This window comes from Alphaproteobacteria bacterium (assembly GCA_033344895.1).
Classification (GTDB): Bacteria; Pseudomonadota; Alphaproteobacteria; order UBA8366; family Aestuariispiraceae; genus Pacificispira.
Genome location: JAWPMN010000001.1, coordinates 3,513,881 through 3,536,719, shown reverse-complemented (window position 1 = coordinate 3,536,719; position 22,839 = coordinate 3,513,881). Strand labels below are relative to the sequence as shown.

The 22,839-nt window shown below is 61.9% G+C and carries 16 protein-coding genes; 8 read left to right on the top strand and 8 right to left on the bottom strand.

Features of this window, described 5'->3' with window-relative positions; translation table 11 throughout:
* Positions 1–78: 78 nt before the first annotated feature.
* The 3 genes from R8L07_17000 (at position 79) to R8L07_16990 (ending at position 3,026) form a co-directional block, all read left to right on the top strand.
* Positions 79–1,335: a LysM peptidoglycan-binding domain-containing protein gene (locus tag R8L07_17000; GenBank protein ID MDW3207241.1), complete on the top strand. Its 1,257-nt coding sequence runs from the start codon at positions 79–81 to the stop codon at positions 1,333–1,335.
* A 115-nt stretch (positions 1,336–1,450) separates the two neighbouring features.
* On the top strand, positions 1,451–2,155 hold the full coding sequence (locus R8L07_16995; protein ID MDW3207240.1) for a phosphatidylserine decarboxylase: 705 nt from the start codon (positions 1,451–1,453) through the stop codon (positions 2,153–2,155).
* A 28-nt stretch (positions 2,156–2,183) separates the two neighbouring features.
* Positions 2,184–3,026, top strand: coding sequence for a phosphatidylcholine/phosphatidylserine synthase (locus R8L07_16990; GenBank protein MDW3207239.1), 843 nt, complete (start codon positions 2,184–2,186; stop codon positions 3,024–3,026).
* A gap of 6 nt (positions 3,027–3,032) precedes the next feature.
* Here R8L07_16990 and R8L07_16985 read toward each other — a convergent pair whose 3' ends face one another.
* Both R8L07_16985 and R8L07_16980 read right to left on the bottom strand, forming a co-directional pair.
* Positions 3,033–3,248: a hypothetical protein gene (locus R8L07_16985; protein MDW3207238.1), complete on the bottom strand. Its 216-nt coding sequence runs from the start codon at positions 3,246–3,248 to the stop codon at positions 3,033–3,035.
* Positions 3,249–3,369: 121 nt separating this feature from the next.
* Positions 3,370–4,545: a VWA domain-containing protein gene (locus R8L07_16980; GenBank protein MDW3207237.1), complete on the bottom strand. Its 1,176-nt coding sequence runs from the start codon at positions 4,543–4,545 to the stop codon at positions 3,370–3,372.
* Positions 4,546–4,823: 278 nt separating this feature from the next.
* On the opposite strand from R8L07_16980, the gene R8L07_16975 reads away from it, so the two are divergent.
* A complete protein-coding gene (locus tag R8L07_16975; GenBank protein MDW3207236.1) occupies positions 4,824–5,930 on the top strand; it encodes a DUF2336 domain-containing protein in 1,107 nt (368 codons plus the stop codon).
* Positions 5,931–5,979: 49 nt separating this feature from the next.
* Here the strand turns inward: R8L07_16975 and R8L07_16970 are convergent, their stop codons facing one another.
* From R8L07_16970 to gcvA, 3 genes are all read right to left on the bottom strand, one after another.
* Complete coding sequence (locus tag R8L07_16970; GenBank protein MDW3207235.1) at positions 5,980–6,435, bottom strand: polymer-forming cytoskeletal protein; 456 nt, start codon at positions 6,433–6,435, stop codon at positions 5,980–5,982.
* Positions 6,419–8,404: a peptidoglycan DD-metalloendopeptidase family protein gene (locus R8L07_16965; GenBank protein ID MDW3207234.1), complete on the bottom strand. Its 1,986-nt coding sequence runs from the start codon at positions 8,402–8,404 to the stop codon at positions 6,419–6,421. Before R8L07_16965 ends, R8L07_16970 begins: the two co-directional genes overlap by 17 nt.
* Positions 8,405–8,565: 161 nt before the next feature.
* Positions 8,566–9,507, bottom strand: a complete 942-nt coding sequence (gene gcvA, locus R8L07_16960) for a transcriptional regulator GcvA (GenBank protein MDW3207233.1) — start codon at positions 9,505–9,507, stop codon at positions 8,566–8,568.
* Positions 9,508–9,708: 201 nt separating this feature from the next.
* Here gcvA and R8L07_16955 point away from each other — a divergent pair, with 201 nt between their 5' ends.
* Positions 9,709–11,322, top strand: coding sequence for a trimethylamine methyltransferase family protein (locus R8L07_16955; GenBank protein MDW3207232.1), 1,614 nt, complete (start codon positions 9,709–9,711; stop codon positions 11,320–11,322).
* A 9-nt stretch (positions 11,323–11,331) separates the two neighbouring features.
* Here the strand turns inward: R8L07_16955 and R8L07_16950 are convergent, their stop codons facing one another.
* Positions 11,332–13,635, bottom strand: coding sequence for a CHAT domain-containing protein (locus R8L07_16950; GenBank protein ID MDW3207231.1), 2,304 nt, complete (start codon positions 13,633–13,635; stop codon positions 11,332–11,334).
* Between the two features lie 375 nt (positions 13,636–14,010).
* Between R8L07_16950 and R8L07_16945 the strand changes: the two genes are divergently transcribed.
* From R8L07_16945 to R8L07_16935, 3 genes are read left to right on the top strand one after another with little or no spacing between them, the layout of a single operon-like run.
* On the top strand, positions 14,011–16,428 hold the full coding sequence (locus R8L07_16945) for a cyclic nucleotide-binding domain-containing protein (protein ID MDW3207230.1): 2,418 nt from the start codon (positions 14,011–14,013) through the stop codon (positions 16,426–16,428).
* A complete protein-coding gene (locus R8L07_16940; protein MDW3207229.1) occupies positions 16,425–17,267 on the top strand; it encodes a hypothetical protein in 843 nt (280 codons plus the stop codon). Before R8L07_16945 ends, R8L07_16940 begins: the two co-directional genes overlap by 4 nt.
* Before the next feature lie 15 nt (positions 17,268–17,282).
* Entirely contained in the window at positions 17,283–19,004 is a 1,722-nt protein-coding gene (locus R8L07_16935; protein MDW3207228.1) for a cytochrome c3 family protein, read from the top strand.
* A gap of 255 nt (positions 19,005–19,259) precedes the next feature.
* Here R8L07_16935 and R8L07_16930 read toward each other — a convergent pair whose 3' ends face one another.
* Complete coding sequence (locus tag R8L07_16930) at positions 19,260–20,834, bottom strand: hypothetical protein (protein MDW3207227.1); 1,575 nt, start codon at positions 20,832–20,834, stop codon at positions 19,260–19,262.
* A gap of 1 nt (position 20,835) precedes the next feature.
* Positions 20,836–22,755, bottom strand: a complete 1,920-nt coding sequence (locus R8L07_16925; protein ID MDW3207226.1) for a multiheme c-type cytochrome — start codon at positions 22,753–22,755, stop codon at positions 20,836–20,838.
* Between the last annotated feature and the right edge of the window lie 84 nt (positions 22,756–22,839).

The window sequence follows — 22,839 nt, the reverse complement described above, 5'->3', positions numbered from 1 at the left end:
TGCACCCGGGGCATTCGGCAAGTAAAGTCCGGCCAAGGAGATGTCCAAGGATTGGGCACGGGAGAAGCGGGGGCAAGCGTGAACCGAACGATCTGGATCGGCATCATTGGGGGTGTGATACTGCTCTTGGCCCTTCTGTTGAACTGGCTGAGCAATCCCGAACAGGTGCCTGAAGCCATCGACGGAGAGAACCAGAGCCAGGTCGAGGCGCCGCCGCCGCCCGGTAGCGAAGCGGAATCCGCCCCTGCTGCGACGACGACACCGCAGCCCGCCGAAACCGGGACGCAGGACGATGCGCCGGCTTCCGCAACGGACTCGGCCGCCGAATCGACCGCCGACACTCAAGACCCTCCCCCCGCTGAAACGACCGCCGCCACAGTTGAAAATCCGGCAGCTACGGAACAGGAGCAGCCGGCACATCAACCGATTCCGCCGACCTTCGACGTTGTCCGGATCGACCCCAACGGCGATGCCGTGATCGCAGGCCGGGCCGAGCCCGGAGCGGACGTGACCGTGCTGGACGGGGGGACAGATCTCGGCACGGTTGCCGCGGATGACCGTGGCGAGTGGGTCTATCTGCCCAGCAGCCCGCTGCCGCCCGGCCCGCATGAATTGAAGCTGCGGGCGGAACTGGCGGACGGCACCATCATCATGGGCAAGGGAACCGTTGTTCTGGTCGTTCCGAAGCCCGGGCATGACGTGGCCGGACGCGAAACGCAGAGCGAGACGCCGCAGGAACCTCTGGTCGTTCTGATCCCCGACGAAAAGCCGGGCGCTGAGCTGATTCAGGCCCCGCCCGCAGACAGCGAAAAGGCACCGGCCGCGTCGGCGACCGCCAATGCACCCGCACCGGGCGCAACAACGGCGGAGCCGTCCGGCGTGAAATCCGCGGACGGTGCGCTGAGCGTCGAGACCATCGACTACGACCCGTCCGGCAACATTTCGATTGCCGGAAAAGGCCCTGCCTCTTCGCTGGTCATTGCCTATCTCGACAACGCCCCGATCGGATCGGGCCCTGTTCAGGATGACGGAACGTGGCGCGTCAATCCGGAAAAGGAAGTTGCCCCAGGCGTTTACACCATGCGTTTGGACGCGGTGCGGGAGTCGGGCGTCGTGGCGCGTCTGGAGATCCCGTTCAGCCGGGCCGCCCCGCTGACCGATCTGAGCGGCGACGCCTTCATCGTGGTACAGCCGGGCAACAGCCTCTGGCGGATCGCGCGCCGAACCCTGGGTGAAGGGTTGGCCTATACCGTGATCTATGACGCCAATAGCGACCAGATTCGCGACCCGGACCTTATCTACCCTGGGCAGGTATTCGAAATTCCGAAACAATAGACATGGCAAACCGGGTTAGGATTACCCAGTTTGGATAGGGTAGCGTCACACGGTCGGACCGTGTAGGACAGCGCCCAACATATCCGCCTGTCGCACTGGACGTGAGGAATCGCAGATGAAGAACGCGTTGGACACCGTATTGGTCCCGATCCATCGGGAGGGTTATCCCTTCATCACGTTGTGCGCCCTTCTTGGTTTCGGCGTGGGCTTTCTGTGGAGCCCGCTTTGGTTCGCCGGAATTGTACTGACGGCTTGGTGCATCTATTTCTTCCGCGATCCACCACGGGTGACGCCGACGCGGACGGGCCTTGTGATCAGCCCGGCGGACGGGCTGGTTCAAAGCGTCTCCAAGGCAGAGCCGCCGCCGGAACTGGAAATGCCGGCAAAACCGGTCTGGCGCATCTGTGTGTTCATGAATGTCTTCGACGTTCACGTGAACCGGGCACCGGTAGATGGCACGATTACCAAGATGGAATATCGCCCGGGCAAGTTTCTGAATGCGTCCCTCGACAAGGCCAGCACCGACAATGAACGACAGGCCTTCCGCATCGAGACGCCCGGCGGAAAGGAATTGGCCGTCGTCCAGATTGCCGGCCTGGTAGCACGGCGGATCCTGGCGGATGTGGAAACCGGTGACGATGTGCAGGCCGGCCAGCGGATCGGCATGATTCGCTTCGGCAGCCGTGTTGACGTATACCTTCCGCCGAATGTCGTGCCGATGGCGGTTGAAGGACAACGCGCCATCGCCGGCGAAACGGTGCTGGCGGATATGGGCGGCACCAAGGGCAAGGAAGGCCCGCGGGACGGCGCTACGCGCTGACCGTAACGAAAACTGGAGACTGGAAAGCATGCTGAAGCGCCGACGCAATACCGGCCGGCCGGCCCGCTTGAACGGCACGACAGTCGCGCGGCTGATTCCCAACATGATCACGGTCGCGTCGACCTGCGCCGGATTGACCGGGGTGCGCTATGCGCTGGAATCCCGATGGGAATTCGCCGTGGCCGCCATTCTGGTCGCCGCCATTCTGGATGCGCTGGACGGGCGCATGGCACGCCTGCTGCGCGCGACCAGCGACTTTGGCGCCCAGTTGGACTCGCTCAGCGACTTCGTGGCGTTCGGCGTATCCCCCGCCCTGATCCTCTGGCTCTGGGGCCTCAGCGAACTGGGCGGCCCGGGATGGGGGATCGCCCTGTTCTTCGCGGTTTGCTGCGGCCTACGCCTTGCCCGCTTCAACAGCCGGCTCGATAAGCTGCCGCCCTATGCATACAACTACTTTCAGGGCATACCCGCGCCGGCCGGCGCCGCGATCGGGCTGCTGCCCCTGCCGCTGGGATTCGTGCTCGGCGACACAGCCTCCATCCCGGCCTGGGCTGCGGGCCTCTGGATGGTGGGCATAGCGCTGCTGATGGTCAGCGAGGTGCCGACCTTTTCGTTCAAGAAGTTCAAGCTGGCCCCACGCTGGGTGCTGCCGTTCATGGTCATTGTGGGCATCTTTGTCGCCGGGCTGGCCAGCGCGCCCTGGGAGACCCTGACCATCGTCGGCGTCGCCTATCTTGCGACCATTCCGGTTTCTTTCAGAAGTTTCGGTCGACTGCGCCGGGAGGCCGAGCGACTTCAGACGGAAACCGAACAGGGTGCGACTGAGGAATCCGGCGACGGCGCATCGGTCCATGCCCTGCGCGGCAAGTAGTGACGTTCAGCCACCCAGACAGCGATAGGTGACGCGGTTCTTCTTGCTGATCGGGCAATCGTTCCAGAACGTGTCGTGGTCCCAGACCTCAAGGCCCGTCGTCCCCTTCGGGCAGTAGCCCATGGCCATATCCGCCAGTTCCGCCCGCGTCGTTGTCTGCCCGGAATAGCAGAGCGAAACGACCGGGCTATCCGACTGCCTGGTTGCGGAAGACGTCGTCATGGAGGGCGGATCGGCACAAGCCGAAAGCAGCACGAGGAGTGACAGGCTCAAAGCGGATCGGAATGGTTTCATACCTGCTATATGGCACGTTTTGTCCAAGAGTTCCAAGCCTCTGCTTGGCTCAACTGAGCGCGCGCATCGCATCGTCCAGCCCCTGCACGGTCATGGGGAACATGCGGCCTTCCATCTGATCCCGGATCAGCTGGATTGACTGGTGATACCCCCAGCTCTTCTGCGGTTGCGGATTGAGCCAGACAGACTTGTCGAAGTGGTCCAGCAGACGCTGCAGCCAGACCTTGCCTGCCTCTTCGTTCCAATGCTCCACGCTTCCGCCGGGATAGACGATCTCATAGGGCGACATGGTCGCGTCCCCGACGAAGATCAGCCGGTAATCCCGGGAATATGTACGCAAGACATCCCAAGTCGACAGCCGATGCTGATAGCGATTGCGCATGTCGGTATAGACATTTTCGTAAACGCAGTTGTGGAAATACAACGAAATCAGATGCTTGAATTCGGTCTCCATGGCGTCGAACAGCTTTTTGCTCTGCAGGATATGGTCATCCATACTGCCGCCCACATCATACAGAGCAACGATCTTCACCGCATTGTGCTTCTCGCGCTGCCAGCGGATATCGACATAGCCACCATTGTCCGCCGTGTGCCGGATGGTGTCGTCCATATCCAATTCGAATTGTGAGCCGGTGCGCGCAAACCGTCGAAGCCGCCGCAACGCCACCTTCATGTTGCGGTTGGACAGCGGCTCATCCGTGTCCAGGTTCCGGAACTCCCGCTTGTCCCAGACCTTGACCGCACGTCGATGACGGCTTTCCTCCTGACCGATGCGCACGCCTTCCGGATTGTACCCATAGGCGCCGAACGGGCTGGTCCCGGCGGTTCCGATCCATTTGTTGCCACCCTGGTGACGCTTTTCCTGTTCCTCCAGGCGCTTCTTCAGGGTCTCCATCAACTTTTCGAACCCGCCCAAGGCCTCGACCATCGCCTTTTCTTCGTCGGTCAGGTGCTTTTCCGCGAGCTTCATCAGCCATTCCGTTGGCAGGTCCACCGCCTCGGTGCCCCCTTCCGACAGAACCCCGCGAAAGACCTCGGAGAAAACGCGGTCGAACCTGTCCAGATAGCGTTCGTCCTTTACCAAGGCGGCACGCGAGAAATAGTAGAACTGCTCCGGGTCACGACCGCATACGTCCTTCTCCAAGCCCTCCATGAGGCTCAGATACTCGCGTAGGCTGACTGGAAGGCCGGCAGCCTTCAGCTTGAAAAACAGTGTCGGGAACATGAGCATACTCCATTCGCCTGCGCAGACCATAATGCGCGGCAAGGCCTGTTTAAAGCGAAAGCCGCTTTTAGCGGGCATTACTTGAAATGCAGAAAGCAACACCGAAATATCGCCTAAATTATCCTTCTTGCTCGCAGAATCGCGTTATCCTATCATACCGCACGCCGTACGATGGGGTGGGCGGCAATCAGCGCGGGGTACGCGCAACGGGGTTAATGGAACGGCTTTCCTGCGTCGAAGAATCCGCTGGAAGGGCGCCCGCCTCAATGAGGTGCGGAATGAGAAACATTCCGGTAGAACAACTCATGGACGTCGCGCGAAGCTCGCGGCGAGAAGATCGCTCTGCTTTGGCCGAGGCGATCGGTGAATTGTGCCTGAAGACCGGGCGCGAGTTGTCGAATACGGAAAAAACACTCGCCTATGACATCATTTCCGCCCTGATCCGGGACGTCGAAACCCAGGTGCGCGCAGCGCTGTCCAACAGGCTGGCCGACCAGCGGGATGCCCCGCACGATCTCATCGTGCGCCTGGCCAATGATGTGATCGAGGTCGCGCGTCCGGTGATCGTGCGCAGTGTGGTGCTTCAGGACGACGACCTGATCAACATGATCATGAGCAAGGCCGAAGCCCATCAACTGGCGGTAACGGAGCGGGAGATCATCCCGCCGAAAGTAACGGACACCCTTGTGCGCACGGAAAATTCATCCGTGATTGCCGCGGCGCTCAGCAATCACGGCGCGCAGTTTTCTGAACGCACGATGGAAGACGTCGTCAATCTGTCCAAGGAAGACGAGTCCCTACAGGGTGCGCTGGTTCAACGGCGCGATCTCAGCGCGGCACAGGCCCGCAAGATGTATGAATTCGTCGGCTTCACCATGCGTAAGGCGCTGGAAGAGAAGATCGTCGCCAGCGGCGAAACGCTGGATCTCGACATGGAAGCAGTGGTCGATCAGGCCGTGGCCGAAGCCCTGGAGCAGGATGATTTCTATTCACCGCTGGAACAGCCCGATGGCCCGGGAGCAGGCGGTGGACTGGGTTTCAAGCCGCATCCGCGCCTTCTTGTCGGGGCACTGGAACAGAACGACCTCTTTCGCTTTGAAGAGCTGTTTCAGGAAGTCACCGATCTGACGGAACAGGGAGCGACCCGCGTGCTCTACGATTCCGGGCCGGAGGCGATCGCGATCGCCTGCAAGGCGGTTGGCTTCGACCGTAAGAATTTCGGTGATCTTCTGGCCTGCCTGCAAGGCGGCGGTGAGCCCGAGAAATACCGGCAGAGCTCCGCCTATATCAAGATCATGGATTATTTCGAACGGATCGACCGTTCCGGCGCGGATCGCGTGCTTTCGGCATGGCGCCGCGCACCAGACGACAGCTGGACGCGTTAACCCGGCGCTGCCCCCAAAACAAACTAGTCCGCCAGGTCGGATTCGGGCCTCAGGCCGGTGTTTTCGACTGGCCGTTGCCCTGTTTCGATTTTGAAGTTGAATCCGCCTCGGGCGTCACTTCCTCGCCGTCCCGCTTGCACAGGCCCTGGAGAAATGCACCGGCCTCGATCGACAGCGTCTTGTGATGAATATCCCCGACGACACGCGCCGTATCGGCCAGTAGCACACTGCCGCCGCGGATTTCACCATTGACCGTCCCCGCAATGCGGATCGTATCGCCATAGATCGCGCCGTTGACCGTCGCTCCCTGACCGACCGTCACGGTGCGGATACGCAAATCCCCATCGACCCGGCCGTCGATCTGGACATCGCCTTCGGACTCCAGGTCGCCCAGAACCCGCATGTCGGCGGCCACGATAGACGGCGGGCCGGACTTGGCAGGCTTTACCGAGGCACCGCTGCCATCGGAACCAGCCGGTTTGGACGGCTTAGATTTTGTGAACATGGCGGCCTGCTTCGATGAACTTCTCGGGGTCGACTTCCTTGCCGTCGACGATGATCTCGAAATGGACATGGGGCCCGGTGCTGCGTCCGGTACTCCCCAGGGTTCCGACGACCATCCGGTGCTCTACCGTGTCGCCCTTCTTGACCTTCACCCGCTTCAGATGCGCATAAACCGTCTTTATGCCACAGCCATGATCGATTTCGACCATATAGCCATAGCCGGCATTGCGACCGGCGAAGGTCACCACGCCCGGTGCCGAGGCATGCACCTTTATGCCAGCCCAGCCGCCGATATCGATACCCTTATGCATCGCAGACTGTCCTGTGATCGGATCCTTGCGGATGCCGAACGGCGACGTCATCTGGAAATTGTCGACCGGCGAGATGAGTGGCACACAGCGCATCAGCTCATTGAGCGCGGCCATGCGCGACAGACGGCTTTCCAGGACCTCGATATCGCTCGCGAGAACGCTGGCGCCCGATGGCGGCGCGGACGCATCGCCCGCGGCCGGCGCAATATCTTCCGGCAAGGCCTCCAGAGGTCCGCCCACGCCCGCCTCGTATCCGGAGAGCCGGAGGACGGCATCGACATCGAGGCCGGCCATCTTGAGGATCGATTCATTGCGGCTGATGCCGCTATCGGCCTCCTCGGTCAGGCGCAGGATCAACTCGTGCTGATCTTCCTGGACGCTGGCAACGGCGTTCAGGAGTTCGTGCGTCAGGGAAACCTTCGCCTCCGGCGCCTCGACCATGTCCAGACGGGTTGGCGAATCGCCGGCGACCCGCGCCAGGCCGACAACGACATCGCCTATCGCGGTTTCCATGTCGGCGGCATTGTTGCGCGCGGAACGCAATTCGGCCGCCAAATCACCGATCTGCGCCTCCAGTGCCTGTAGCGCTCCGCTGACGTCCGTTTCGACCCCGACTTCCCCATCCGTCAGTTCGGCCAGTTGGACAATCACGGCCTCCAGCCGCTCTCGCGACCGCTCCGTCGCCGTCTGGTGCAGGTTCAACTCCGCCTCGACGATCGCCAGATCGGAGGTCAGCGCCTCGCGCTCGCCCGCCATGGCCAGACGTTCGCTTTCGAGGGACTTAAGATTCTCCGTGAGCTGCGCGACATTCGACGCAAGACGTTCGCCGCGGATCTCGGCCATACCAAGCCCGGACTCCAGTGAATCGACCTGACGGGTCAGGCGCGTGCGAATGTCTGCAAGGTCCTCAACGCGGGACCGCTCCTCAGTGAGGGCCGCAACGGTAAGTTCCAGTTCGCTTTCCAGACTGGCAATATGATCCCGTGCATCGGACAGATCAGAATCGAGGGTCTGCGCCTTGCTGCGCCAACTGTCCCGACTTTCCGTCAAGGCCGCTATCTCGGCCTGCTCCGCTTCCAGTTTCTGGTCGCGATTCCGAACATCGGTTTCGAGCGTTGCCACCCGCAAGCGCGCTTCCGTCAGCGCTTGTTCCAGTTCTGCGATGCGGTCATGAAGCGAGTCGCGGCTTTGAATGATCCGTCGACGATCCGCTTCGGTCAGATCAAGGTCCCGGTTGATGCGGTCGAAGGCCCCCTCGATCCCGGCGGTAACGGCGGTCAGTTCGTCGAGATTCACGCTCCCCACTGCGGGATCGTCGCTGCCGCTGCGAGCCAGGATATCCTTCGCCAACCCGGCAATGCGATCCTGATAGATGGACAATTCACCGCGCAGACGTTCATAGGCGACGCGTGCTTCGGTAATTTCGGCTTCCTTACGCTCTATCCGGAGTTCCTGAATCCAGGCAATACCATTCGCGCCCACCAGCCACATGGTCAGTGCCAGAGCCGTGCCGGACATCAATATCTGAGGAATCGGTTTCAGCCGCAGATAGCGGACTTTCCCCTCCGATCGGAGGATCAGTTCGCGCTCACGGAATAGGCGCATAAATTTTTGCTTAAGGCCGGAGCGTCCCCGCGCTCCCGTCTCGAAACCCGTCATCCGTATCCAGTATGTGCCCCCGGAGACTCGGCGAACGCCGCCCCCCGTTCGAAGCCCCTCTATCCGATGGTTATTCGAATTCTCTCGCTCCTGCCCTTCTGGGCGTCTCTTTCATACCGGATAGAAAGCCCTCATGCGAGTCCGGATTTGATACCGGGTCGCTACTCGAAGCCCGACCCCTCCGGCTCGTTCTCAAGAGTCTCCAGAAGCCAGTTACGGAACTTGACGATCCGCGGTTCGTTGCGCCTTTCCTTGGCGCAGACCAGATACCAGGGCGCCCGGCTTTCCACCTTCAAATCGAAGGGCACGACCAGCCGTCCACGCTTCAGGTCGTCCGCGACGAAGGCTTGTGTGGTCAGAGACACACCACCACCTGCCGCCGCCTCCTCAAGGGCCAGCAGATAGCTGTCGAACCGCGGTCCGGCCAGATCCGGCTGCAGATCCGTCACGCCCGCCGCGGCAAGCCAGTCCGGCCAATCATGTTTGGCGGGATAGACGTTCAACAACCTATGGGCGCGCAAATCCGATGCCTCCCTCAGGGGTGGACCGGATTTCAGCAGTGATGGCGCGCAGACCGGAAACAGTTGGGCCTTGCCCAGAGGTGTGTAGTCCAGATCGGCATGCCGGTGTTCCACGAACAGGATCGCGGCATCAACCTCACCGCGCGCGAAATCCCAATCGGTGTAGGAGGTGGCGAGCGCGACCTGCACCTCATTATGGGCCTTCGCGAAGCCATGCAACCGTGGCAGCAGCCACCGTACCGCCAAGGTCACATAGACCTGTACCGTCAAGGTTCCGCCGCTCTGTCGCCGGCGCAGCAGATCGGTTCCCGCAACGATGCTGTCGAACGCTTCGCGCAGGACCGGAAACAGGATGCGCCCCTCTTCCGTCAAACGCACAGCACGTCCCCCGCGCGAAAACAAGGGCACGCCCAAATTCTCCTCCAGCGCCTTGACCTGATGGCTGATCGCCGAATGCGTGACGTTCAGTTCGTCCGCTGCGGACCGGAAACTGCCATGGCGGGCGGCCGCCTCGAACGCCCTCAGCGCACTCAGCGATGGCATCCGCCGTCGCCGCTGAATGCTGTCTTGAGTCTCACTCAACACTCACCTTCCCCGAACACATGCATCCATCGTCATTTACCTCAAGAGAATCCCGCACCGCAACATGATGCAATTGTCGGATCAGAAGTCCCTCAAGTGAATTCAGTTGACCGATATTTGAAAATATCGCGTTTGTCGAGCCGAACGATGCACCCGTAATCTGATCGGGATGAAACGCGGCCTGCGAGAAGGAGTTCGCCCATGTCGTCCACGGTCCAGTCCCCGGCAGAAACTGCAGCGGCCGGCACGCCAAGCTCCGGGCACGGATCGACCGCGGATCACGGCACCGGTCGGCGACGCGGCGGGCGCCTGGCGCGGCAGGCCCTTCGGGCAGCGCCGCTGGCGGAAGACATCCGCCCGGTTCGCCCCGGCATGGAAAGCGGACGCTACAAGGTTTTGAGTGACGAGGATATCCTGCGTATCCATCACGCGGCCCTGGAAATCCTGGAAACCGTGGGACTGGCGGATGCCATTCCGACCTGCATAGAGGCAGTAACGGCGCGGGGCGGATTCCTGAACGAGCGCGGGCGCCTGTGTATTCCCCGCGCCCTGGTGGAGGACACGTTGTCGATCGCGGCACGGCGCTTCGTGCTGCATGGTCAGGACCCCCGACACGACATGGAGCCCTGGGGGCAGAAGGTGTATTTCGGGACGGCAGGGGCGGCGGTTCACATGGTCGATCCGATTACCGGTAAGTATCGGGAATCGACTACAGCCGATCTCTACAACATCGCCCGCGTCGTCGACAGGATGGATCACATCCACTTCTACCAGCGCTCCATCGTCTGCCGCGACCTGCCGGACGCGTTCGAAATGGATTTCAACACCTGCTACGCCTCGGTCTCCGGCACTTCGAAACATGTCGGCAGCAGTTGGGTCCTGCCCGAACATTTCGAGGCCTCACTTCAGGCGCTGCACATGATCGCCGGCGGGGAGGACAAGTGGCGCGCACGGCCGTTCGTGAGCATGTCCAACTGTTTCGTGGTCCCCCCGATGAAATTCGCGGAGGATGCCTGCCGCTGCCTTGAGGCGGCCGTACATGGCGGCATGCCGATCCTGCTGCTCGCGGCCGGCCAGGCCGGCGCGACCAGCCCGGCCTCGCTTGCCGGCGCCGTCGTGCAGGAGGTCGCGGAAGTGTTGGCGGGCCTCGTCTATGTCAATTCCATCAAACCCGGCCACCCGTGCATCTTCGGCACCTGGCCCTTTGTTTCGGACCTCCGAACCGGTGCCATGTCGGGCGGCAGCGGCGAACAGGCATTGCTGATGTCCGCCTGCGCCCAGATGGCCAATTTCTACGATCTCACCGGCGGTGTCTGCGCCGGCATGGCGGATTCGAAAATCCCCGATGCCCAGGCAGGGTACGAAAAGGGCTACAACTACGCCCTGGTTGGAAATTCGGGCGCCAACCTAGTCTACGAATCCGCCGGCATGCATGCCAGCCTTCTGGGCTTCTGTCTGGAAAGCGTGATCATCGACAACGATGCGATCGGCGCCTCCCTGCGCACCGTACGCGGCATCGAAACGGATGAGGATTCCCTGTCGATCGAAACCATCAAGCAGGTCTGCCTGAACGGGCCGGGACACTATCTGGGACACGACCAGACGATCGGCCGGATGCAGAAGGACTACGTCTATCCGACAGTCGGGGACCGAACGAGTCCGAAGGAATGGGTCGAGCAGGGATCTACCAGCATCGTCGAGCGCGCGGTCAAGAAGACCGCCGAAATCCTGGCCACACACAAACCGTCGCATATCCCGGCGGATGTCGATGCCAGAATCCGGGAGCGTTTTCCGGTCCGTTTCGACCGGGTCTGACCAAGCCGATCAGTTCACAGCGCCACCGACCACAAAGGCGCCATAGACCGACGGCGGGTATCCTTCGTCGCGCAGATGATCCCGTGCCGCCAGCCAGGCCGCCGACGGGTCCCCGGACTTGATGACCTCACCGTGAAAGACGGTCATGAAGATTCGCGTACCCTCGTCCGATATCGGCCACAGGGAATTCACCACGGTCGACGCCCCCCCCAGGTAGAAGCTTCGCACCAGCCCGAGGAAATCGTCGCCGGCGATTGCCTCCCCCATGCCTGTCTCGCAGGCCGAGAGAACGACCAGTTCCGCCGACAGGGGATTTTCGAACAGGTCCGCCGCCGTCACAGGATCAGGCCCGGTCCCATCGGACAGGTACAATGTCGATTTCAGCGGCGCCTGCGCATCGAACGTGCCGTGTGTCGCAAGATGAAGCAGGCGCACCCCATCCCCGACCGTCCGGCGCAGGGCGGCAACCGTCGCGGCATCGCCGACCAAAGGCTCCGCCTGGAACAGGCCCGCGAGATCCAGAACTTCCTGTCTAGCACCGGCCAGTTGGGGCAGTTTCCCGCCGAACTGCGGGTCGCCGACCAGGCCGACGCTGCCGGACGTCGCCCTCGAACTGTCCCGCAGCAGCCATCCCCCATTCGGCAACACCACGACCTGACCGACATCGGGCATCGCCCCCCAAGGCAGGAAGAACAGGTCGCCGCTCGGCACCACATAGATGCGACCGGACGGCTTCCAGACGTCCACCATCAGTCGCTGTTGCAACTGCATGGCCAGCCGACGCTGTGTCGGCGCCCTCCCCAGTCGGACCGCCTCCCGGAACTGCACCAGAACCTTGCGCAGATCGGTGCCCGAGATTCCCGTCTCGGCAATGCGCGCGCCGGAAGCGTCGGCAATCAGGAAACGAACCGGGGTGTCGGCCTCCACCGGCAAGGCATAGACCAGGGCCTCGTCCGGCCCCAGCCGGCGGCGCACGTCTTCCAGACCGGCCGTCCGTGCAGCATGTACATCCGCAAGATCGGCATCGATGCGACGCAGTCGATCAACCGCGTCCCTTCGTTCAGCAAGCAGTCGATCGATGTGGTCCTGGATATCGGCCGCTTCCGAACGCGGCGCCATCGACCGGACCCGGGCCCGTCGAATTTCGTCATCCAGTTCCAGGATGCGCTGGGCGATATCCCCGCCCCGACCAGGTGCCACAGGCCGGTCGGCCAGCATGTCGACAAAGGCGCGTGCCCGCGCCCGCTCCATGTCGGTGAACAACCGGTTGAGATCCCCGGACAACAGGTCGAACTGGACCAGGCGCCGGGCAATCGTCTCCTTGCCGACGCCGTAGCGCAGCTTTGCCCGATCCGTCGACAAGGCGCCGGTGACCAGGTCGACAGACGCATCCGCCCGGCGAAATGCCGCTTCCGCATCCGCCGCCCTGCCTTCGTCGATCAGCATCTCCCCGCGCAGCGCCGATATGCGCCAGATGAAGTCCGGGAAGCCCGAGTCCGTCGCCAGTTGAACGGCCTCCTCCGACACTGACAGCGCCCTGCCCCGATCCTGATCCAGGACATAGAGCGTCCAGGATTCCAGTGCTGCGGCCGAAACCGCCCCGGCCCGATACCCGATGGCATCGAAATACCGCCGCGCGGCATCAAAGTCTTCGGCACCGGCCCCATAGTCGCCCTGGGAGATGGCGCGCGCCGATCCCAGGAACAGGGTGTTGAAGGCCCGCCCGTAATAGCTTTCCGGATAGGACTTGAAATAGATTCCATAGAGAGAATCCGCGGCTACGGTGTGAACCGTGTTGTAGCCGCGCTCGGCAGATTCCGCCCAGGGCACAGCGCTTTCGGCTTCACCCTGCAGGACATACAGCCCGGCCAGGACCGTATAGGCCCTGAGTTGCGCCGTGGTCAGCAGGACGATTTCGGCCATGTTTGTCGGCGGCCCGGCAAAACTGTGCGGCAGCACCCAGTGCTGCAGCGCCCCGGCTACCGCGAGCGCATCCGCTTCCGCTGCATCATAGTCGCCGAGCCACAGTCGTGCTTCCGCGCGCAGCGCCAGCGCATTGACATTCGTCCCCAGTACCGCGCGTTCCAATGCCGCGGTTTCCTCAGAGGCAACTTCCGCCGCCGCCGCCCGTCCCATCATGATCAGGGTACGAACCGTCTGTGCGGAAATGTGGAAGCGTTTCAAAGGAGATTCAGCCCCGGCTTCCCCCAGGGCGGCCAACGCGGCCTCTCCCTCGCCCGCAAAATAGGCGCGATAGGCTTCCGCCAGCGGCGCATCGACCGGCAGTTCGAGCGCGTTCGTGTCACCCGCCATGAAAAGCGCGCTGCGCTCCGTCGGGAGCGGCAATTGAGGCAGCGTGTCAGGATAAGGCGCCGGGGCGACGGCCGAATTGCGCGCCCCCTCTATTCCCGGCATTTTTGCCGTCTCGACTGAGCCGACCGTCGGTGTCGCCACCTGTTGCGCACAAGCGGAAAGTAAAAGCGCAAGAACTGAAGTAATTGTGCGGCTCTTGAACGGTCCCATAGGAATCTCCCCAATTTCCCTATGCTATTTCAAAATCGGTATTCCGATATACGCGCGCGCAAGTGTCCTTAAATTTTGACCAATTAGGGCTACCGATGCCCTGCCAGCTGTCCTACACTGCCAATCACGGCGGGACGCATAGTAGTGGTTAGGGGGAGCGTACCTGTGGGGGATAGTGACGCCAAGTTCGAAGTGGTGATCGTTGGATCCGGACCGGCCGGTCTGAGTGCCGGCTGCCGGGCTGCGGCCAGCGGCATGTCGCATGTCGTGCTGGAAAAGTCCGACCATGCTTCCGACACGATCTTCAAGTTCCAGAAGGGCAAGCACGTCATGGCAACGCCGGACGTCCTGCCCCTGCGGGCGGAGATCGAGTTTTCGATGGGCAGCCGCGAACAGGTGCTGGAAACCTGGAATGCCGACCTGGAAAAGCACAAAGTCAACATCCGATACAATTCGGAAGTCACGGCCATTACCGGCGAACGGGGCGCATTCGAGCTGACGCTGAAAGACGGCGCGGCCATTCTGGCGGACAATGTCGTTCTGGCAATCGGGCTTCAGGGCAACCTCAACACCCTGCGCATCCCCGGCTCGGAATCGGCCACGCATATCCAATACCAGTTGGATGACCCCGACGAATATGAGCACGAGACCATCATCGTGATAGGCGCCGGCGACGCAGCCATCGAGAACGCGCTCGGGCTCTGCACGCACAACACCGTCTATATTGCGAACCGCGGCGATGAATTCTCCCGCGCCAAGGAGGCGAACGAGGCGGCCATTCTGGCGGAGATAGAGCGCGGCCGGATTCTACCGATCTACAATTCGGACTCCGTCCGATGCGCACCGGGCAGCATGACCTTCGAAACTCCGGACGGCGAGATCACCGTTGAGTGCGACAGGGTCATTGCGCGGTTGGGCGCCGCCCCGCCCCGCAGGTTCGTCGAAGCCTGCGGCGTGGCTTTCCCATCCGATGCCCGCAATGCCCTGCCGGAGGTCAGCAAGACCTATGAATCGAATGTTCCCGGCCTCTATATTGTCGGTGCGCTGGGTGGCTATCCACTGATCAAGCAGGCGATCAACCAGGGTTACGAGGTCATCGAGTATATCCGCGGGAATACATTGGACCCGGCCGACGAACCGCTCATACGGGAACGCCTGAAATCGGTTCAGGGATATGACACCGATACCTTTCTGGCCGAAACACGTGAACGCCTGCCCATCTTCGCGGAACTGAACCCGCTGATGCTGCGGGAGATGATCGTCGAATCCGCCGTAACGGCCCCGAAGACCGGCCAAACCGTCTTCGAACGTGGCGACTATTCCAACAGCGTCTACACGATCTTCCAGGGATCGGTCCGCATTCACATCGACGAGAACGATCCTTCCAACTACGTCGTGCTGGAACAGGGCGCCTTTTTCGGCGAGATGGGCCTGATTGCAGGACGGCCGCGCTCCGCCACCATTACCTCGAATGCCGACGACACCATTCTGATCGAGACGCCGCGGCGCACGATGCTGAAACTGCGCGCCTCGGTACCGAGCCTGCGACAGACCATGGATCAGGAAGCCGTCGTTCGTCAGATTCAGGCTTATATCGCCAGTTCCCTTGATCGGTCGGCGATCCGCGAACTCGCCAAATCGGCGTCGCTGGAATCCTACAAGAAGGGCCAGTTGCTGTTCGAGGAAGGGGAAGAGGGCGATGCGATCCATCTGATCCGCAAGGGCTCTGTCCTGGTATCGAAGCGCATCGCCGGTCGCGAGGTCGCCCTCGCCTACCGGGCCGCCGGCAACTACATCGGCGAAATGGCGCTGATGTCGAACATGCCCCGCATCGCCAGCATCAAGGCGGCCGTCGACTGCGAGACGATCAAGATCGACGGTGAAGCCTTCCGGAAGCTCATGGCGGAGCATCCAGCCCTGAAGGCGGAAGTACAGGACCGTTACGGCGAGCGCGTCGTGGAGACCGAAAAGATGCTCGAGAAGCCGGAAGCCGGCAGCATCATCGAGTTCCTTATGGGCGAAGGAATCGGTGAGGCGACGGATGTCCTGCTGATCGATGAATCCTTGTGTGTCGGTTGCGATAATTGCGAGAAGGCCTGCGCGGAAACCCATGGCGGCATTTCCCGCCTGGATCGCGAGGCGGGTCCGACCTTTGCCCATGTCCACGTGCCGACAAGTTGCCGTCACTGCGAACATCCGCATTGCATGGCGGATTGTCCTCCCGATGCGGTGAAACGCGACAAGGAGGGCGAGGTCTATATCACCGACGACTGTATCGGCTGCGGCAACTGCCAGCGCTACTGTCCCTACGACGTCATCCAGATGGCGCCGGAGCCGCCCCGAAAACCGGGATTGTTGTCCTGGCTGCTGTTCGGCGCCGGCCACGGACCGGGCGAGGACAAATCCTACCGGGCCAAGGCACCGGCGGATGCGCGGAAGACAGCGGTCAAATGCGACATGTGCAAGGATATATCGGGCGGTGCCGCCTGCGTCCGGGCCTGTCCCACCGGTGCCGCAGTCCGCGTCAAGCCGGCGGACTTCATGAGCTTCGTAATGGAACATCGCGGGGAGCTGGACCGATGAGCGACCCTGCCGTTCATGAAAGCTTCCTGGTCCATCGCGGCCTGAAATACTTCAAGCTGACGCTGCTGCTGATCGTCGGGGCAATCGTCGCATACATCTGGCATCGACCGCTTGGCGCGCCGAATGGCGGGACCTGGCTGGGGTACACACTGGGCGGGATTTCCGCCGCAATCGTCCTCTGGCTGGCCTGGTACGGCGTGCGGAAGCGGCAGTATGCCCTTGGCGCGACCCGCCTCAAGGCATGGCTGTCCGCACATGTCTATCTGGGCCTGGCCCTGGTGGTTCTGACCACGCTGCACAGCGGTTTCCAGGTTGGCTGGAACATTCACACGGCCGCCTATGCACTGGTGCTGCTGACGGTCGCGAGCGGTATTTTCGGCATCTACGTCTATGCCCGCTATCCGCGGCTGATGACGGCAAACCGGGCCGGCCTGACACTGACCGGCATGATGACGCAGATCGCGGAACTGGATCAGGAAATCCGGGAGGCCAGCCGACACCTGCCGCAGGAAGTCAGCGAAGCTCTGTTGAAGGCATCGCGGGAAACCTGCATCGGCGGCGGGATTTTTCGGAAACTGTCCGGGCGCGACCCCGCCTGCCCGACCGCCAAGGCGCAGTCCCTCATGGAATCCAAATATGCGGAGACCGGCGTCGATGACCCGAATATCGGCAAGGTGATCGCGCTTCTGGTCCGGAAATCGAACCTGCTGCGCCGGGCGCGCCGCGATGTCCAGATCCAGGCCGTCCTGCGCATCTGGCTGTTCTTCCACGTTCCGTTGGCAGTTGGTCTTCTGGGCACGCTGAGCGCCCATGTCCTCGCCGTGTTCTTTTACTGGTAAGGAGCGGAGATCGACATGAAGGTCCTCGTTCGTCATATGCTCAAGAAGACCCGTTCAGGCGGCTACGCCCAACGGGACGAGATCATTGAGGCCCCGAGCATTCGGTTCGGTCGCGGTGCCGATTGCGAGATTCATCTGGCCGATCCGCGCATCTTGCTGCACCACGCCGAAATGACCGAACGGCCCGGGGGGCTGTTTCTGGAATCCCTGGGCAGTATCGATTTCCAGGCCAATGAACGGCTGACCTCTGCGGCTTCCTTGAAACCCGGCGATTCCGTCCATCTGGGCCCCTACGATCTGGTCCTCCTTGAGGCGCAGGACGGCGTCGATGCCGCTTTCTCGCTCGAATACGCCCGGCCGCTCGGCGACGACCTTGCCGCCCTGAAGGAGAGATCGAATACCGAGACGGCGCGTGTCGGGCTGGGTATCCGGGGATGGGCCTGGCTGATGTTCCTTGTTGCCGTCGGAATCGGCATTGCCGCGCCGGTCGCATCGCATTTCAGCAAGACCGGTGGCGTCGACCCGATGACTTCCGAAACACGCGGGGGCGGCATGAAGGCGCTTCTGGCCAAGGCTGACGAGATCTGGCTTTCCGGGCCTGTTTCCGGTGTCCATGCCCATTTCGGGGACCAGTGCGAGACCTGTCACGTGAACGCCTTCGAGCAAGTCGACAACACTGTCTGCACCGCCTGCCACGACGATGCCGGCCATCACGCCGACGCGACACTGTTCCCCGTTGCGTCTCTGGACGGACAGCGTTGCGGCAGTTGTCACAAGGAACATACGGATGGAAACGATCTGACGATTTCAGGCGAATCCTTCTGTACCGACTGTCACAGCGAATTGTCGACCGTCGCGGCGAGCAGCCGCCTGAAGGATGTCGGCGGTTTCGAAAGCCATCCGGAATTCCATCCGACCGTGGTCAAGAGCCACGCCCCAATGACCTTTGAGCGTCTGGAAATCGGATCGCAGCCAGGGCCTGTCGATCGGTCGAACCTGAAGTTCCCGCACGCCAAACACCTGCAGGAGAAAGGCATGCGCAGTCCGGAAGGCGAAGGGCGCGTGCAACTGACCTGCGGCGATTGCCACCAACCGGAAACCGGTGGGGTTGCCATGCTGCCCGTGCGCTTCGAAACCGCCTGCGCGAGTTGCCACCGACTGCAGTTCGAGCCCAGCGCACCGGAACGCGTCATGCCCCACGGCGATGTCGCGGTCGCGAAACTGTTCGTCGAAGATACCTATGCTGCCCTCGCCCTGCGCGGCGGTTACAAGGCCGAAGAAACCGACGCCCCCGCCGTGGTGCGCCGCATCGTCGGATCCGAAATGACGGAGGACGAACGCCAGGAAGCCCTGCAATGGGCCGACTCAAAGGCATCGGAAGTGCTGGACGGACGCTATGGTCGCGGCCTGTGCGGTCAGTGTCACGAGATCGACAAGGGCGACGGCCTTCGGGACTGGACCGTCGCGCCTGTCCATCTGACGACCCGCTGGCTGCCCAAGGGTTACTTCACCCATAAGGCCCACGAGGACCGCTCCTGCACGACCTGTCATGCCGCGCCGGAAAGCGACAGTTCCCGAGACGTCCTTCTGCCCTCCATCGCGGTCTGCCAGGACTGTCACGGGGGAGAATTCGCCAGCGGCAAGACACGGACCGCCTGCACGGACTGCCATGGGTTCCATCGCGAAGACATGATGCCCGATCAGCCGTCTACCAGCGCCTCACTGAACTGGGAATGAGCGCAGAACCTAGCGTTCCCAGAGCCCCGATCCCGCAGCACGATCTCTGACTACCATTTGGATCAGGTCGACCGCAAACGCGTTCAGGATACGAAGCTCGAGCCGTTCTGTTCGAAGTCAGTCAGCACAGGTCGGGCCGTCGCAAGTGTTTCCGCCCGACTATCTGAGGCCTGTCGGATCCGGCAACCTGGATTCCCTCGCGGCCCGCATGCCGCAGATCCGCGCTCAAGGGCCCGTCGCCAAAGGGGACCGAGTTCAGAACTTGCGTCGGAGTTCCAGGCGGACCCCGAACAGGTCGTCCGCATTGTCCAGCCAGCCGCGAATGGCATCGGTGCGAACCAGCCAGCGGTCATCCAGGTTATGCTGATAGCGGATGCTCGCCGCGTACTGATCCCCCAGGATGGTGTCCGACTGGCCACCGAAAGGCTGGACCGTCGCCGCTTCGACCACGAACTGTCGCGACAGATCAAACAGGTATTCGATACCGATCGCGCCGCCAAACGCGTCCTGTGCGGTCGAATCGAGCTTCGGGAAGCCGGTCAGTGCGTCTGTTTCGAACGCAATCCCGGTATTCTTCAGCAAGCCATCATTTGCACGGGCAAGGGGCTGCGGACGGTCGACGCCCAGAAAGAAGTTGCCGTAGGGGATCAGGGTCGACGGCTTGTGCGTAACCAGTGAATTCTCAACCAGCAGCGCGAAACCATCGGCCGTCTGCGTCAGGTTGTTCACCGGATCCTGGCCGAAGTTCCAGTATCCGCGAACGGAGTTGGAAAGCCAGCCGCCATAGCGTCTGGTCCAGGCGGCGGTCGCGCTGTAGAAGTCAAAATTGCTGAGCGTCGGACTGTCGCGCTGATCGTCGACATAGCCCAGCCCGGCCTCAAGATAGCCTTCGCGGGTCTCGATGAAGGTCGCGGCGCCATAGACCCGCCCGGCATGATCGGCCAGCGCCCCGTCCGCATCCTGCAGACCGGCGGTCGACACCTTGTCGAATCCGGCAAAGAAACTGAAATCCATGTTGGAAATATCCAGCATGGGCGAGTTCTTGGCGGGAATGGCGAAGGCTGCCCCAGTGAATGCATCGTCAACCCAGATGCCGTTCTGATAGAACAAGGGCATCAGGCCGAAGGCGAACGGCAGGTCGTAGCTGGACCATTCATCGGTCAGACCGCCCTGAATGGCACCCCAGTCACCTTCGAAGAACAGGGTTTCGATATTACCATCGACGACAAGATCGCTTTCCTGGTGATCGTCCCCGAAGAATTCGTGGCGACTGAACTTGCCGCCCTGATCGAGCGGACGCATGAACAGATGAATGCGCTCCGTCGCGGTGATCTTCAGATCGACATCCAGATTCAGTCGTGTTGCGATCTGTCCCACTTCATTGTTGCCGTTGTCATTGAAAGCGACGGCTGTCCGCCAGTCGCCATAGACCAGCAATTGCGGTCGTACGAGATTCTTGCGGCCGACGATGTCGTGGCCGGATCCGAAGACGCCCTCGTCATATTGCGGGAAGCCCAGTTCGACGACCGGACGCGGCCCATCGAAAGCCGTCTTGCCGCCATAGATCTTGATCTGCTCCTCGACATTGTACTCGGCATCCGGATAGCTGGGATCCGGGCCGAACTGGTCGCGGTCGAACTCCGCCTTGCGAACGGAGGAATCCATTTCCGGCGGCGCCTGATGGGGCTTGTGCTTCGGACTGCCGTCACGTTCCTCCAGCACCGTATCCGGCGGGGCCGCATCCCGGCGCAGCACCTGGGCCTGCGCGGTGGCGCTCAGGGTCAGGGCAACGGCCGCCAGGACCGTGGTCAGGGTCGAGATGCGCTTCATATCATTCGACCTCAAACTCGACCGCATAGGGATGAATATCGATCATCCAGGCGTTGATGTTGCGTTCCATATCGACCGTCGCGCCGACAAACTTCATGAAATAGATCGGCTCCGCGCGGCTGCGCATCCGAACCTGCAACTTGTAGGTCCCCGGCTTGGTCATCAGTTCCGACGGCACGGTATATTCGGCGTCGCGATAGCCCAGCGGCGGGATCGACCGACCTTCCATGCGCACGAAGGGCGGATGATTCAGCACGGTGGTCGGCACATTCGCGGGACGCAGGAAGGGCAACTGGTCCACGTCGAAATTGACCGGCAGATACATTTCCCGATCGGTTCCCTTCAGGTTGGTCGTCAGGAATTTGGTCTGCAGATTGAACAGCTGATCGTCGTGTTCGATCGTCCCTTCGGCCAGTTCCAGCGAATGCAGGTCGACCATATCGCCGTACTTGTCGACATATCCGGATTCAAAGACGCGCTCCCCATCCGGGCCGATCAGCACGACGTTCAACCAGATCTCCGGCTGCGCGCCCAGCGACCCCGAGGGCAGATTGTGTCCCAGATCGACATTGGTGACCCGGTACCGGAAGGAGAAGTCCTTGCCGACTTCCGGCGGCCCGTCATCGAAGAACGGACCGTCGATGCGGCTGCCATTCTCCATCACCGCCAGACGGTCCAGCTTCTTGTCTTCCAGCAGGTTCTGATTCTGCCCGATGATGTAGCGCGCTTCCTCACGGGATTCCCGCGTCGACCAGACCTCGGGGAAAGCCGGCGCGGCGATTGCGCCCGACGCCACCTGATCCTCCCAGCCGGGTTCGCCCCAGGGCGCCCGATAGTCGAAGGTCAGCCATTCCTTGATCGACCATTTCAGGCTGCGCGGATTGAAGGGGAAAATGCCAGGATGGGCGATCGGATAGCCCGGTCCGTAGAAGGCGTGGTTCGAATGCCGGCGGTTCGGATCACCGACGACACGGCCGTTGACGATGGCAACGGGCCAGGTGTCATAGCCCTTCGCTTCGCCCGGAACCTTGCCCATATGGCATTCCTGACAGGTAATTCCCTGATCATGGGCGGGGCTGTCGCGATACTGATCCCACACGACCTCCAGCTTGATGCCCAGATTCACGGCGACCTGATGGCACGACACGCAGAATTCGGATTCGCCGATCGTCTCGAAGACTTCGGCGGCGACATGGATCGGATACCCTTCCTGGGCCGGATCGGTCGCGACCTTGTAGTAGTCCGTGTCACCAAGGACTTCGGCCAGCCCCGGCGCGTTGCCGGAATTGTAGACCGGTTCAAAGATGGTTCCCGGCTGAATGTGCCGCTCCCCATTCACCTTGCCGAAGGAATCATTCACCCGGTGGCAGGTCACGCAGGTGATGCCTTCCCGGGCGACAAGGGAACGTTCCCATAGGGGCAGTTCTCGGGGTTCGCCCTGCTGGGTTCCGACCTGCTGATGGCACCGGACACAGAAGCTCCCGATCGTTCCGGAACTCAGCAGGTTGATGGCCTGTTCGAACTTGTGAAACATCGGCGAGATCGACGCATAGGCGTGGTTCGACGATGCCCATTCCGTGAAAATCCGCGGATGGCAACGGCCGCACAGCGCCGCGGACGGAAATGGCGATTCCTTCAGGACGTCGATATGCGGATCGGCCGCCCCGCCTTCGCCCAGCACCATCCGGTCCCACTGGGTCTGATATTCACGGGGCAGATCTGAACCGTCGAATTTCGGTGCGAATCTGGCATAGTATTCGTAATTGGGCAGGTCCTCCGCCAGCAAAGGCGCAGCGTCCGCCGTCTGAACGGGTGGGTTCGGCTCTTCGGCCGACACAAAGGATGGCGTGCCGAATCCCAGCAGGACGGCCGCAACCGCCCCCAAGAACACCCTGTCGACAAAGGGTCCAAACCGACGCATTGGCATTCACCTACTTTCCCCCGGACCCGTTCGGCGCCTGCCCGTCACGCCACCGGTCCGCAACTCTCACGATGCTTCGCCCCG